The 13,354-nt window shown below is 70.9% G+C and carries 10 protein-coding genes; 4 read left to right on the top strand and 6 right to left on the bottom strand.

From position 1 onward, the window contains the following. Nucleotides 1-501: 501 nt before the first annotated feature. A complete protein-coding gene (locus tag ABZ454_RS11030; RefSeq protein WP_359537265.1) occupies nt 502-2,055 on the top strand; it encodes a polysaccharide lyase family 1 protein in 1,554 nt (517 codons plus the stop codon). 138 nt (nt 2,056-2,193) lie between these two features. Here ABZ454_RS11030 and helR read toward each other — a convergent pair whose 3' ends face one another. Next, nucleotides 2,194-4,338: an RNA polymerase recycling motor ATPase HelR gene (gene helR / locus ABZ454_RS11025; RefSeq protein WP_359537263.1), complete on the bottom strand. Its 2,145-nt coding sequence runs from the start codon at nt 4,336-4,338 to the stop codon at nt 2,194-2,196. A gap of 588 nt (nt 4,339-4,926) precedes the next feature. Here helR and ABZ454_RS11020 point away from each other — a divergent pair. Beyond that, the gene (locus ABZ454_RS11020; protein WP_359537261.1) at nt 4,927-5,484 is read left to right on the top strand and encodes a DinB family protein; all 558 of its coding nucleotides are present in this window, start codon (nt 4,927-4,929) and stop codon (nt 5,482-5,484) included. 67 nt (nt 5,485-5,551) lie between these two features. Here the strand turns inward: ABZ454_RS11020 and ABZ454_RS11015 are convergent, their stop codons facing one another. Next, a complete protein-coding gene (locus tag ABZ454_RS11015) occupies nt 5,552-6,508 on the bottom strand; it encodes a chlorophyllase (RefSeq protein WP_359537260.1) in 957 nt (318 codons plus the stop codon). 444 nt (nt 6,509-6,952) lie between these two features. Here ABZ454_RS11015 and ABZ454_RS11010 point away from each other — a divergent pair, with 444 nt between their 5' ends. Next, nucleotides 6,953-7,495, top strand: coding sequence for a hypothetical protein (locus tag ABZ454_RS11010; protein ID WP_359537258.1), 543 nt, complete (start codon nt 6,953-6,955; stop codon nt 7,493-7,495). 277 nt (nt 7,496-7,772) lie between these two features. Here ABZ454_RS11010 and ABZ454_RS11005 read toward each other — a convergent pair whose 3' ends face one another. The 4 genes from ABZ454_RS11005 to ligD form a co-directional block, all read right to left on the bottom strand. Beyond that, a complete protein-coding gene (locus tag ABZ454_RS11005) occupies nt 7,773-8,225 on the bottom strand; it encodes a helix-turn-helix transcriptional regulator (protein WP_359537256.1) in 453 nt (150 codons plus the stop codon). Nucleotides 8,226-8,337: 112 nt separating this feature from the next. Further along, the gene (locus ABZ454_RS11000) at nt 8,338-8,748 is read right to left on the bottom strand and encodes a VOC family protein (protein WP_356319883.1); all 411 of its coding nucleotides are present in this window, start codon (nt 8,746-8,748) and stop codon (nt 8,338-8,340) included. 334 nt (nt 8,749-9,082) lie between these two features. Next, entirely contained in the window at nt 9,083-9,886 is an 804-nt protein-coding gene (locus ABZ454_RS10995) for a methyltransferase domain-containing protein (RefSeq protein ID WP_359537254.1), read from the bottom strand. A gap of 198 nt (nt 9,887-10,084) precedes the next feature. Continuing rightward, the gene (gene ligD / locus ABZ454_RS10990) at nt 10,085-11,053 is read right to left on the bottom strand and encodes a non-homologous end-joining DNA ligase (protein WP_359537252.1); all 969 of its coding nucleotides are present in this window, start codon (nt 11,051-11,053) and stop codon (nt 10,085-10,087) included. A 203-nt stretch (nt 11,054-11,256) separates the two neighbouring features. Here ligD and ABZ454_RS10985 point away from each other — a divergent pair, with 203 nt between their 5' ends. Further along, complete coding sequence (locus ABZ454_RS10985) at nt 11,257-13,290, top strand: prolyl oligopeptidase family serine peptidase (protein ID WP_359537251.1); 2,034 nt, start codon at nt 11,257-11,259, stop codon at nt 13,288-13,290. Nucleotides 13,291-13,354 lie beyond the last annotated feature (64 nt).

Genomic DNA, 13,354 nt, shown 5'->3' with positions numbered 1-13,354 from the left:
GACGCCATGGGTGTGTCCCGGGCCTTGCCAGTCCGGTGGGAGCGGTTCTATTCTCACGTCAAGAAAGCGCTTTCCGCTTTGGTGAACCCCCGTTCCGGTGACGGTGGGTCCGTGGCAGCAGCTGCGGCCCCACGAGCCAGCCGCCTCTGATCCGGTACGGGCTGTACCCGCGGTGCCGACACGTCATGGGGTCGAGGACGCACACCATGACGACGAGGTGCCGCGCGCTCCTTCGCGCTTCCGAAGGCGACGGCCTCCTGTAGGGACGGCGGCGGTGATCCCGCGGCCGGCATCTACGCACGCGTAGCTCCAGCAGCAGTGGCGCGGCTCATCGGGTCGCGCCGAAGAAGAGCACGCGGCACGCGCGACGACGTAGGCCGGGGCTTGTCCGGTGAGGAGCCGAACAGTCGAACAGCCGGCATGCGGCAGCCGCAGGACTGCTTCATGTCATGAGCATGCCATTTTCCGTCTGGCCCAGAAGACGAACAGGGAGAAACCAGCATGAAAAGACGAGTCGCACTGCGACTGTACGCGGCGCTGACCACGGCCGCCCTCGCCGCCGCGACCGGTGCCGTCGTGTCGATGCCCTCGGCGTCGGCCGCGACCGGTGGCGCCACGGGCTACGCATCGCAGAACGGCGGTACCACCGGCGGCGCGGGCGGACAGACGGTCAGGGCCACCACGGGCACCGCGATCCACCAGGCGCTGTGCGGCCGGGCCAGCAGCAGCACCCCCATCACCATCCAGGTCGAGGGGACCATCAACCACGCCAACACCGCCAAGGTGTCCGGCGACAGCTGCAACACCGCGGCCGGTGTGATCGAGCTCAAGCAGATCAGCAACGTCACGATCGTCGGCGTCGGCAGTGGCGCCGTCTTCGATCAACTCGGCATCCACATACGGCAGTCCAGCAACATCATCATCCAGAACGTGACCGTCCGGAACGTCAAGAAGTCGGGGTCGCCCACGTCCAACGGTGGTGACGCCATCGGCATGGAGAGCGACGTCCGCAACGTCTGGGTCGACCACACCAGCCTGGAAGCGTCAGGAGGGGAGTCGGAAGGGTTCGACGGCCTCTTCGACATGAAGGACAACACGCAGTACGTGACGCTGTCCTACAGCACCCTGCGCAACTCCGGCCGCGGCGGACTCATCGGGTCGAGCGAGACCGAACTGTCGAACGGCTTCGTCACGTTCCACCACAACCTGTACGAGAACCTCGACTCCCGTACCCCCCTGCTGCGCGGCGGCATCGCCCACATCTACAACAACTACTACGTGAAGCTCAACGAGTCCGGGATCAACTCCCGGGCCGGGGCCCGCGCGAAGGTGGACAACAACTACTTCAAGGACTCCAAGGACGTCCTGGGCACCTTCTACACCGATGCGGCCGGATACTGGCAGGTCAGCGGCAACACGTTCGACAACGTGACGTGGTCCGCGCGCGGAAGCGAGAACAACCCGGCCGGCCCCGACCCGAAGTCCAACACCACCGTCAGCATCCCCTACGCCTACAGCCTCGACGCGGCATCCTGCGTGCCCGGCATCGTGGCCCAGACGGCAGGCGCCAACAAGGGGCTCAAGGTGTCGGACGGCAACTGCTCGCCGCAGACCCCGACCCCGACCCCGGACCCGACGGATCCGACGCCCGACCCGACCGACCCCACCCCGGATCCGACCGACCCCACCGGGACCAACCTCAGCCTCGGCGCGGGAGCGGACGGGTCGAGCAAGGCCGACGGCACGAGTTACGGCAATGTGCGCGACGGGGACCTGAGCACCTACTGGTCTCCGGCCGGAGCCACCGGTTCGGTCTCCATCAAGTGGGGTGCCGCGACCGCCGTTTCCTCGGTCAACATCCGGGAGGCGTCCGGCTCCGCCGGCAGCATCGGGACCTGGAAGGTCCTCAACGGCGACACCGGCGCCGTACTGTCCTCCGGCAGCGGCGCGGGTGTCATCACCATTCCGCGGACCTCGTTGCGCAAGATCACCTTCCAGATCACCGGCTCGACGGGCACCCCGAAGATCGCGGAGTTCGAGACCTACGCGGGTTAGCGGACCGCCCCGCCACTCGTCCGGGTCCGGCACGACCGGATCCGGACGAGCACCGGCGACGAGCGTCGCCGGCCGGGCGCCGCGAGGCGGCGGAGCCGTCCCTGACCGTCCGCCGCCTCGGCGGACGGTCAGGCACGTTCAGGAGCTCGTGAGAATGACGAGCCGCTGGGTCGCGCGGGTCATGGCGACATAGCGGTCGACCGCCCCTTCGATGCCCGTGCCGCATTCCTCCGGGTCGACGAGGACGACCAGGTCGAATTCGAGCCCCTTCGACAGCTCCGGGGTCAGGGAACGGACCCGGGGTCTCGCCCGGAACGTGGGATCGCCGATGACACAGGCGATCCCCTCGGCATGCGCGGCGAGCCAGGTGTCGAGGATGGTGTCGCGTTCGGCAACGGATCCGTGGACGACGGGAATACCGCTGCTGCGGACGGAGGTCGGCACGTTCGCGTCGGGGAGCGCGGCGCGGATGACCGGCTCGGCTTCCGTCATGACTTCCTGAGGTGTCCGGTAGTTGATGCTCAGGGAGGCCTGGTCGATCCGGTCGAGCCCGATCCGCTCCAGCCGTTCCTGCCACGACTCCGTGAACCCGTGCCTGGCCTGGGCGCGGTCCCCGACGATGGTGAAGCTCTTGGAGGGGCAGCGGAGCAGCAGCATCTGCCATTCCGCATCCGTCAGTTCCTGCGCCTCGTCCACGACGATGTGCGCGAATGGACCGGCGAGCAGGTCGGGTTCGCCGCCCGGCGGTGAGGAGCCGTCGACCAGGGTGTCCTTGAGATCCTGTCCGTGCAGCATGGTGACCGCGCCCTCGCCGTCGGCATCGGCCTCGAGCAGGGCGTCGATGACGTGGGCCATGTGCTCGCGCTCGGCGGCGAGGGTGGCCTCGTGCCGGCGCCGGCGCCGTGACGTCTCCGGGTCGCCGAGCCGCTGGCGCGCCGCGTCCAGGAGCGGCAGGTCGGACACCGTCCAGGCCTGGGCGTCCCGGCGCTGCAGCCGCGAGACGTCGTCGCGGCTGAGCCAGGGAGCACACGTGCGCAGGTAGGCGGGCACCGACCACAGGTCTCCGACGAGGTCGGCCGCTTCGATCAGCGGCCACGCACCGTCGAGGACCGCGAGCAGCTCCCGGTTCCGCATCAGGGACGTGCGGAGGAGGCCGTCCGGGACATCGCCGTCGTGCCGGTCCACGAGAATCGTGACCAGTTCCTCCAGGACCTGATCCCGCGCCTCGTTGTGCGGAGTGCCGGGTGCCGCTTCGAACGCCACGGCCCAGTCGTCGGCGGTCAGCGGTATGTCGGACCACTGGGTCGTGACCGTCATCCCCTCGGCGGGGGGCTCTTCGTAGAACCTGACGGCCGCCTCGATCGCCTTCACCAGATCCGCGGACGACTTCAGGCGGGCCACGTCAGGGTCGGCCTCGACCGTTGCCGTGGCCCCCTCGGCCACGAGGTGGCGCAGGGTGCAGGTCTGCACGCCCTCCTCCCCGAGGCTGGGCAGGACGTCGGCCACGTAGCCCAGGTAGGGCTCGTGCGGGCCGACGAACAACACGCCGCCGCGGTGGTGGCCGAGGCGGGGATCGGAGTAGAGGAGGTACGCGGAACGGTGCAGCGCTACGACGGTCTTTCCCGTACCCGGACCGCCGTCGACGACGAGAGCGCCACGGGATCCGGCACGGATGATGGCGTCCTGGTCGGCCTGGATGGTGCCGAGCACATCCCGCATCCGTGCCGACCGGTTGTCGCCGAGGGAGGCGATGAAGGCGGACTGGTCGTCGAGCGCCGCGCGCCCGACGCCGCCGTCCGGGGTGAACACCTCGTCCCAGTAGTCACTGACCCGGCCGCGGGTCCAGCGGTACCTGCGGCGGCTCGCCAGCCCCATCGGGTTGGCGTGGGTGGCTCCGAAGAACGGCTCGGCCGCGGGAGAGCGCCAGTCCAGCAGCAGGCGACGGCCTGTGCTGTCCGTGAGACCGAGCCGCCCGACGTACACCGGCTCGGAGCCGTCCGCGCCGGCCATGTGCCCGAGGCACAGATCCAGGCCGAACCGGCGCAACGCGCGCAGCCGGGCGGTCAGCCGGTGGATCTCGATGTCCCGGTCCATCGCCTGACGGCCCATGCCGCCGGGCGATCTGCGCTCGGCGTCGAGGCGCGCGGACAGTTCGGCTATCGACTGATCGAGACACTCGGCGATGGCCGCGAAGTGTTTCTCGTCCCCGGCGATCAGTGTCGGGTCGGCCTTGGGTGAGAGGCGGTCGGGAAGGTCGAACGCGCTGGTGGTCAGGGGGTTCATGTCATCAGCTCCGATCCGAGGCCGCGCCCGGGGAGTCCGCCGACGCGCCCTTGCGCGCCTCGTCGCTCGGTGCCCACCGCACGGCGAGTCGCACCACCGGGTCGCCGCCACCCCACCACCCGTGAACCGGCAAAGACATACGCACTTCGTGCATCTCCCATTTCCGCAGCTTCTGGCATCGACGAGTGATTCTGCGGTATGACCGGGGCCTTGCCGCAAGCCCCCCACTGCGCTATAAGTTGAGAGTGGCGAGAGGTGGGTATTCCCTTTCCCCCGGCGACACCGGCCGCGCCCATGCCGAGCGGACAGCGGGCAGGACGAGCCGGAGCGCCATCAGATCCCCGTTGCCCTGGCTCATCGGGGCGCGGCTGTTCCGGCACGCAGGTCCGTGCGGCAGTGGGGGCTCGCGACCTTCCGCCGCGCCCCGACCGCCGCTCCTTCACCTGCCGCGTGGCCGCGACCCCGCCACGGCCATCACCGGGCCGCGCTTCCGACGCCCGACGCCCGCGTGGCGGTGCGCCGCCGGACAGTCGGGCGGAGGGGAAGCCTGTCGTCGGGCCCCGACGGCCGGGGTGGACGATGAGCGCCATGACCACATCGAGCAGACGAGCTGAGATGTTCACGGGCGCCGGGCCCGGCCGCGACCGCCGGTTCAGCGGTTCCGGAACCAGCGGCGAGAAGGCCATGCTGACCGATTTCCTCGGAGATCAGCGCGCGACGCTGGAGATGAAGTGCGCTGGTCTGGAAGGGGAGTTGGGCCGGCGGTCAGTGGAGCCGTCGACGCTTTCCCTGCTCGGCCTGGTACGCCACCTGGCGGAGGTGGAGCGCCGCTGGTTCCGCAAGGTACTGGCCGGGGAGGACGCCCCTCTTCTCTTCTGCTCCGAGGACAACGCCGACGGTGACTTCGAAGCGGTGCCTACCGACCCTGCGGCAGTCGCGGCGTCCTGGGCGGCGTGGCGGGCGGAGGTGGCGTTCGCCGACCGCCTGGTCAGGCGGGCGCCCCACCTGGACGTCCAGGGGCACGACGCCTGGCGCGGAACGGTGTCGCTGCGGTGGGTGCTGATTCACATGATCGAGGAGTACGCCCGGCACAACGGGCACGCGGACCTGCTCCGCGAACGGATCGACGGAGCCAGGGGGCTGTGAGGCCTTGGCCGCCGGCGTGGTCGCTCCGCGGCGGCGGCCAAGGCCTGCCGGTCTCCAGGCCTTTGCCCTACTTGGATTCGACGCGGCCGAGCGGGCCGGCCGCCAGCGCCTCACGCGCCGCTTGCCAGGCCGGATCCCCGGGGTACAGCTCCGAGCGGAGATAGGCCCAGGTGAGCCGTTGGACCGCGGAGACCCGCTCGGGGTTGTCGTCCGTGGTCTCGGCCACGTCATATCCGGAGATGCCGCCGAGGCCGTGCTCGGCGTCGAAGAGGGTGAGCAGGGACTTGGGGCCCGGCGCGAGGGTGTAGGGATCGGCGTGCCAGTCCGGGCCCCGCACCGTGAGGTGGGCGGATGCGTCCTTGTCGCCGGCGACCACGAGCGTGGGCGTCGTCATCCTGGAGAAGTCCGTGGTCAGGAGGAAGGGGAGGTTCTCGGCCGTGAACGCGCTGAGTGCGTCGCCTCCCCGGCCGGGCGCCGCCAGTAGTACGCCCGCCTTGATGCGGGGTTCGGTCAGGTTCACCTCCGTTCCGTCCTCCGGATCGGTGAGCCGGGCGCCGAGCAGCAGGCTCGCCGTGTGCCCGCCCATCGAGTGCCCGGCCACGGCGACCTTGCTGTGGTCCAGGCGTCCGAGGAGGTGGGGTACCGCGGCCTCGATCGCACCGAGCCGGTCGAGGATGCGCGTCATGTCCTCGGCCCGGGACCGCCAGTACATCGGTGCCCCGGGCGTCTCCGGATCCAGGCTCAGCGTCGACGAGCTCAAGTGGGTGGGCTGGATCACGACGAAGCCGTGTGCGGCCCAGAAGTCGGCGAGAGGGGCGTAGCCGTTCAGCGACGAGAGGTGGTGCGAGTAGCCCTGTCCGTGCGAGAGCAGCAGGACGGGCAGATCACGTCCCGTCACGGGCGCGGAGATCCGCATCCGCAGGTCCACGGCCCGGCCGGGAACGGGCAGCACCACCGGCGCGATCGAGAGAACGGGAGTGGGCGAGGCGGAGGGGGCGCCGGCCGCGTGGTGGAAAGAAGTCATGGAATGCGCATCCGTTCAAGAACCTCTGCCGCGGCCTGCGGCCGGCGGCGGATGAGGCGGTCAGAAGGGGTCCGGCTCCGGGAAGCCCAAAGCGGAACGTTGTTCCAGTTACAATACGGATCAGCGTTCCGCTTTGTCAACGGCTGATGATGAGGAGGGCTGAGCGTGGTCCCTCGCCCGTCGCGGCGGGCGACCTGTGGTCCGCGTCCGGCGCGGGGCCGCCCCGGGTCATCGGCGTACAACGAAGAGGGCTGTACGTGTCGGTGACGGCTCCGGGAGGGACGCCGGGCGCTTGTCCGACCCTCGGCTGACACACCGTCGGCGTACGGTCGCCGAGGCCTGCCGCGATCGGCATGCGTAACCCGGCTGTCGGACGCTACGGCGAACCATCGCGGAGCCGCCCGGACGGGCTCATGGACCGGTGACGAGACCTAGCATCGCGTCATGATCACGGTTGCCGTCACCATCGCGTTGGCCTTCATCGGCTTCGCGGCCACGTATCTCAACGGTCTGCGCCTGTCGCAGCGTCAGGAACGACTGGCGCGTACGAATCGTCAGCTCAGCGACTTCTACGGGCCGTTGTACGCCCTTACGGAGGCCAACAGCCGTATCTTCGGCGCATTCCTGGAGCGCAACGCCCGCCCTGACGGGCGGTCCCCCTTCACCCATGAGACACCGCCCTCCGAGGAGGAACTCGCCGAATGGCGGCTGTGGGTCACGACCGTGTTCCTCCCGAACATCCAGGCGATGCGGGATCTCGTCATCAGGCACGCCGACCTCCTGAGCGGCTCGGCGATGCCGCCGATCCTGCTCCAGCTGTGCGCACACGTCTCGGGTTACGAGATCACAGTCGCCCGATGGGAACAGGGCGGCTACGACCAGCACCTGTCCGTGGTGCCCTTCCCCAGCGAGGAGATAGCCGCGTACGCGCGGCAGGGCTTCGTCGGGCTGAAACAGGAGCAGGGGCGCCTGCTGCGCCAACGGTGAGCAGCGGCCCCCGTCCGGACGCGGCCCCACCCTCCCTGCTCGGCCCTCCGTACGTCCTCCAGGTTGCCGGTCACGTCACCCGGGCGGCCCGGCCGACGCCCGGTCCACGGGTGAAGCGCTCGTCACGACAGGGTCTCCGACGGCTGGAGGCCGCACGGGGAGCCCCGGGCCCCGTGGCTTTCCGTACGCCTCCATCAAGCCCTCTCCCTCGGGAAGGGCTCCTCGGCGGAGCGACGGAGTCCGGCGCGCCCCTCACATGCGGTCTCACCAGGCCCGTTCAGATACGGGCCGGTTCCGGCTGGACGGCCGGCCTCCTCGCCGCCTGCTTCGGAACCCACGGCGTCATTGCCGCCCCGGGGCCTGTCGAGCGGTCCCGATAGACATGAGGCAGGACTCCGACGAGTTCGGCGAAACGTGTACGGAAGATGCCCGGTGACGGGCAGCCGACCGCGCGGCAGGTTTCGGCCACGCCGAGGTCGCCGTGCCGCAGCAAGGCGGCCGCGCGTTCGATGCGACGGGCCGTGAGGTACGCGTACGGCGACGTGCCGTACGCCAGCCGGAACTGGCGGCTGAGGAGCCCGGCCGGCATGTCGGTTTCGAGAGCGAGGGCTTCGACGTTCAGCGGCTGCGCGTACTCCCGGTCGATCCGGTCGCGTACGCGGCGCAGCCGTGCGAGGTCACTCAGGCGCTGCGCCGTGATGCGTGCGCGCCCCCACGCGGGGTGACACATCCGAGCTCCGTTTCGTCGATGTCTGTGACTACCCGGGGTACGGCGGCCGGCTGCGGGGCGGGCCGCCGCACCCCTTGCGGGAGGCCGTCGCCGGCCACCATGGCCGCACGGCTCAGCGAAGCTCCTGAATGCGGACCAGGTTGCCCGCGGGGTCGCGGAAGGCGCAGTCGCGGATGCCGTACGGCTGCTCCGTCGGCTCCTGGACGACCTCGGTGTCGCTCGCCTGCACCTTCTCGAACGTGCCGTCGAGGTCCGGGGTGGCCAGCAGGATCCACCCGTAGGTGCCCTTGGCCATCATCTCGCTGATGGTGCGGCGTTCGTCCTCGGTGATGCCGGGGTCGACGGCCGGCGGAGCCAGCAGGATGGACGTGCTGGGCTGCCCGGCGGGGCCGACCGTGATCCAGCGCATCTTGCCCTGCCCCACGTCGCTGCGGACCTCGAAGCCGAGGATGTCGCGGTAGAAGGCCACGGACGCGTCCGGGTCGTCGTGCGGGAGGAAGCTCGTGTGAATGGTGATGTCCATGAAGATCATGCTAGGGCGGCCCTCGTGACCCGCGCTTCTTGATTCCTGATCGATCCGGCCGATTCTTCCGCTCCCATTCCCCGGCCACCTCGGCTTCCAGGTCCTCGCCGTCCTGGCCGGGCCCTGGGACGTCCACACGCTCGTGCGGGCCTTCCCTGTGCCGTGCCGCGCGCCACGGCTTTCTCGGGCAGCGCGAACGCCTGGGCGCACCGCCCGGCTGCGCCTTGCCCTCCTCGCGCCCCACCGCCTGATGACCGGCGCCCAGGTCATACGCCTTCAGGCGGGCGTTGCCGGCCGGGCGGTCCAGCCGTGCCACGGCACGCGCCCCGCGGGGTCATGGACGGCGCCCCCACGCGGAGATCATGGGGGCCGTGGCGAGGTCGAGGAGCCCGGTGGCGACGTTGGCCAGGTGGCGGTCGATCTCCTCGTCGGTGGCGAGCCCTTCCGCCACCAGCAGGCCGCGGATCTGCCGCACGGTCGCGGCCTCGAGGACGGAACACGCCGGCGAGGTGACCGGGAAGTACGCGTCGGCCCGCACGCCCTCCAAGCCGGCTTCCCGCAGCAGCCTGGGCAGGGTCCGTCCGTACGTGAGGTCCGCGCCACGGGCCGCCATCAACGCGCGGAAGCCGGAGCGCAGCCGGTTGGCGAGCCGCTGTTCCGGGCCGTACTCGTCCGGGCACAACAGCGGCTGCAACCCCGGGTCGGCATCCTCCAGGAGCAGCCGGCCGCCCGGCCGCAGCGCCTGGACCATCCGGCGCAGCGCCTCGGCCCGGTCGGGGACGTGCACCAGGACCAGGCGGGCGTGGACGAGGTCGAAACCCCCGGGCGGCGGCGGGTCGGCCGCCACGTCGTGGCGCGCCACCTCGATCACTCCGTCGGACGCGCCCTGGGCCCACGACACGTCGATGTCGGTGGCGACCACCGCTCCCGCCGGGCCGACCCGCTCGGCCAGTCCCAGGGGCACGGAGAGGGAGCCGGCACCGACCTCCCAGCACCGCATCCCCGCGGTGATGCCGAGCCGGTCGACATGCCGGAACGTCACCGGATCGAACAATTCGCTGAGAGCAGCGAAGCGGATTCCCGCCTCCGACTGCTGATTGTCCAGAAGGTACCCGTGCTCCGCTCCGTGTTCAGCCATGGAGCGATCCTGCCAGGAGCCGCAGTCGCGCATGGATGAGGCGCCCCGCCCTCGACGGCACGGCGGCCGGCCCCTGCGCCCCGGAGGGAGACACCGTCCGTACGCGAGGCGGTGTCAACGGAGCTGAGCACCGCGTCGACGTGCGGGCCGCCGGTTCCCGGGCGGGCGCGGCGGTCCGCCGGGCGCGGTCACCGCGTGTCAGTCCAGCCGGGTCAGATCCGGTCGCAGCCGTTCCCACACGGGGTGGCGCAACCGGCCCGCCCTGGTCCATTCCGACGCGGTGACCTCAGCGACCAGCCGCGGCTCCACCCAGTGCGCGCCCGCCACGTCGACCTGGTCGGCGAACGGGGACGTCGGTCGGGCGATGACCGCGAAGTACGCGGTGAGTTCGCTCTGTTCGCGCTCGGACATGCCCGAACCCACCGATCCCGCGTACCGCAACCCGTCGGGCCCGGCCACGCCGACGAGCACCGCCCCCGGCACACCCGCGGCGGCACCCCGTCGCTGCGTCCACCCGCCGATGACCACGTCCAGGGTCTCCACCCGCTTGGTCTTGCGCCAGTGAGCCGATCGGGTGCCGGGCGTGTACGGGGACGAGAGCCTCTTGGCAACCACGCCCTCCAGACCTTCATGGACCACGGCGTCCCACACCTGCGCCCCGCGTCCGCGCACGTACGAGGGCGCCGACCAGTGCGCCCCGGCCGGTCGCAGGCCTGACAGGGCTTCACGGCGCTCGTAGTACGGGGCGTCGAGCAGGAGGTGGCCGTCGATGTACATGACGTCGAAGATCATCAAGTGGGCGGGGCAGTCGAGTGCGAGACGGCCGGCGCGCCGTGCGTTGGCCACGCCCATCCGGCTCTGGAGCCGGCCGAAGTCGGAGCGGCCGGACGCGTCGAGGACCACGACTTCACCGTCCAGGACCACGCCCCGCCCGCGCAGCTCACTGCCCAGACCCTGCAGTTCCGGGTAGGTGACCGTGATGTCGTTCCCCGCGCGCGAGGTCAGTCGCACCGATCCGTCGCCCGTCGTGGTCAGGACGCAGCGGACACCGTCCCACTTCGTCTCGAACGCCCAGTCCGCGTCGGGCACGGGAAGCGGCCCCGGCACGGCCGTCATCGGTGCGATCGACGGCGGCGACCAGAGGGCGCCGGAAGGAATCGGAGCCATAGCCCCGATGATCGGACGTCCGGCGGATCCGCGCAGACCGGCGACGGACGCACGCCGGCGCGGCCGCGCACCTCTCCTGTCCCGGTCCGGCCCCCGCCCGTACGCTGGCGGGGTATGCGGACCGGGGGAGCGGGCCGGGCCTCCGCCGGCCCCGTGCGGCGGAGATGGTCCCGCCGCCCGTGGGAAGCCTGCACAATTCGGTGGTGATCAATGATGACCCGTACCTGTGGCTGGAAGACGTCGAGGGCGAGGCCGCACTCGCCTGGGTGGCCGAGCGGAACGCCGAGACGGAGGCCGCGCTGGCGTCCGGCCCTGGTTTCGGCCCCCTGAAGGAGCGCCTCCTTGAGGTGCTGGACGCGCCGGACCGGATTCCCTACGTCTCGCGTCGCGGTGAGTTCCTGTACAACTTCTGGCGGGACGCCGGGCACGCACGGGGTGGGTGGCGGCGGACGACGCTGGATGAGTACCGCACGGACGCTCCCCGGTGGGAGGTCCTCCTCGACGTCGACGCGCTGGCGGCCACCGAGGGGACGAAGTGGATGTGGGCCGGTGCCCAGGTACGCCACCCCGATCACGGCCGCGCCCTGGTCTGTCTCTCGCGTGACGGCGGTGACGCCGTGGAGGTCCGTGAGTTCGACCTGGCCACCCGGACCTTCGTCGAGGACGGGTTCCAGGTGGCGGAGGCGAAGACCCGGATCGGGTGGATCGACGCCGACACCGTGTTCATCGGCACGGACTTCGGGCCGGGCTCCCTCACCGAATCCGGCTATCCGCGGACGGTCCGCAGATGGCGCCGCGGGACGCCGCTCGAAGCGGCCGACCTGGTCTTCGAGGGTGAGGCGCGAGACGTGGCGGCCGGGGGCCGGCACGACTCCACACCAGGTTTCGAACGGGACTTCGTCGTCCGGTCGGTGGACTTCCACCACAGCGAGCTGTATCTCGTCACCTCTGACGCCTCGCTCGTCCGGATCGATGTGCCGGACGACGCGACCGCGTACGCCCACCGTGAGCACCTGATCGTCAACCTGAAGTCGGACTGGCTCGGACATCGGGCGGGCTCGCTGCTGGCTTTCGGCTTCGACCGCTTCCTGGCGGGCGACCGCACCCCGGAGGTGCTGTTCACCCCGGACGCCCGGACCGCTCTGGCCGGGCACGCGTGGACCCGTCACCATCTGATCCTGAAGACGATGCACGACGTCAGCACCCGCATCGAGGTACTCACCCCCACCCCCGGGTCCGGCTGGGCGCGCGAGCCGCTCGCGGACGTTCCGGCCCTGTCCACCGTGACCGTCGTCAACACGGATCCGGATGTCTCCGACGAGTTCTTCCTGGACGTGTCGGGCTTCCTGCAGCCGTCCACGCTCTACCACGGGACGATCGGTGGCGGCACCGAGATCCTCAAGCAGGAGCCCGCCCACTTCGACACGGCCGGCCTGGCCGTGGAGCAGTGCTTCGCGGTGTCCGAGGACGGCACGCGGGTGCCGTATTTCGTGATCGGCCCCGACCACGCCTCCACGGGCCCCGGCCCCGCCCTGCTCTACGGCTACGGCGGCTTCGAGGTCTCGCTCACGCCCTCCTACGGCGCGGTGACGGGCCGGGCGTGGCTGGAGCGCGGCGGCACCTACGTGATCGCGAACATCCGGGGCGGCGGCGAGTACGGACCGGACTGGCACCGGGCCGCACTCGGCGCGGACCGGGCACGGGCCTTCGAGGACTTCGCGGCCGTCGCCGCCGATCTCGTCGCACGGGGCGTCACCACCCCGGCCATGCTGGGAGCCACCGGAGGCAGCAACGGCGGACTGCTCATGGGCGCGATGGTCACCCGCTACCCGCACCTGTTCGGTGCGATCGTCGCGCGCGTCCCGCTGCTGGACATGCTCCGCTTCCACGAGCTCCTCGCCGGCGCGTCCTGGATCGCCGAGTACGGCGACCCGGACGACCAGGCCGATCGCGAGCACCTGAGCGAGCTGTCCCCGTACCACCGGCTTGCCGCCGGCGAGGCCTACCCGCCGCTGCTCCTGACGACCTCCACCCGGGACGACCGCGTCCACCCCGGCCACGCCCGTAAGACGGCCGCACGGCTGCGTGAACTCGGCCACCGGGTCCTGCTCCACGAGAACACCGGTGGAGGCCATGGGGGCGCCGGTGACAACGAGCAGTCCGCCCACAACAACGCGCTGACGCATACCTTCCTGTGGCACCACCTCGCACAACCGGCTCCGCCGGCGCTCGGTTGACCCGAGGACACCGCGCCGGGGCGGGGGAGAGGACGGAGGGCACGGGCATCCTGCCGGGAGCAGG

The sequence above is a fragment of the Streptomyces sp. NPDC005803 genome, from assembly GCF_040630435.1.
Lineage (GTDB): Bacteria > Actinomycetota > Actinomycetes > Streptomycetales > Streptomycetaceae > Streptomyces.
Note: the sequence above shows the minus strand (reverse complement) of the source record. Positions and strands in the feature narration are given on the sequence as shown.

Excerpts from the sequence above, each read along its gene's own strand:
- ABZ454_RS11000 (WP_356319883.1), bottom strand. The coding sequence starts at position 8,748 with ATGGACATCACCATTCACACGAGCTTCCTCCCGCACGACGACCCGGAC.
- ABZ454_RS11005 (WP_359537256.1), bottom strand. The coding sequence starts at position 8,225 with ATGTGTCACCCCGCGTGGGGGCGCGCACGCATCACGGCGCAGCGCCTG.
- ABZ454_RS11030 (WP_359537265.1), top strand. The coding sequence starts at position 502 with ATGAAAAGACGAGTCGCACTGCGACTGTACGCGGCGCTGACCACGGCC.
- ligD (WP_359537252.1), bottom strand. The coding sequence starts at position 11,053 with ATGGCTCCGATTCCTTCCGGCGCCCTCTGGTCGCCGCCGTCGATCGCA.
- ABZ454_RS10995 (WP_359537254.1), bottom strand. The coding sequence starts at position 9,886 with ATGGCTGAACACGGAGCGGAGCACGGGTACCTTCTGGACAATCAGCAG.
- ABZ454_RS11020 (WP_359537261.1), top strand. The coding sequence starts at position 4,927 with ATGACCACATCGAGCAGACGAGCTGAGATGTTCACGGGCGCCGGGCCC.
- helR (WP_359537263.1), bottom strand. The coding sequence starts at position 4,338 with ATGAACCCCCTGACCACCAGCGCGTTCGACCTTCCCGACCGCCTCTCA.
- ABZ454_RS11015 (WP_359537260.1), bottom strand. The coding sequence starts at position 6,508 with ATGACTTCTTTCCACCACGCGGCCGGCGCCCCCTCCGCCTCGCCCACT.
- ABZ454_RS11010 (WP_359537258.1), top strand. The coding sequence starts at position 6,953 with ATGATCACGGTTGCCGTCACCATCGCGTTGGCCTTCATCGGCTTCGCG.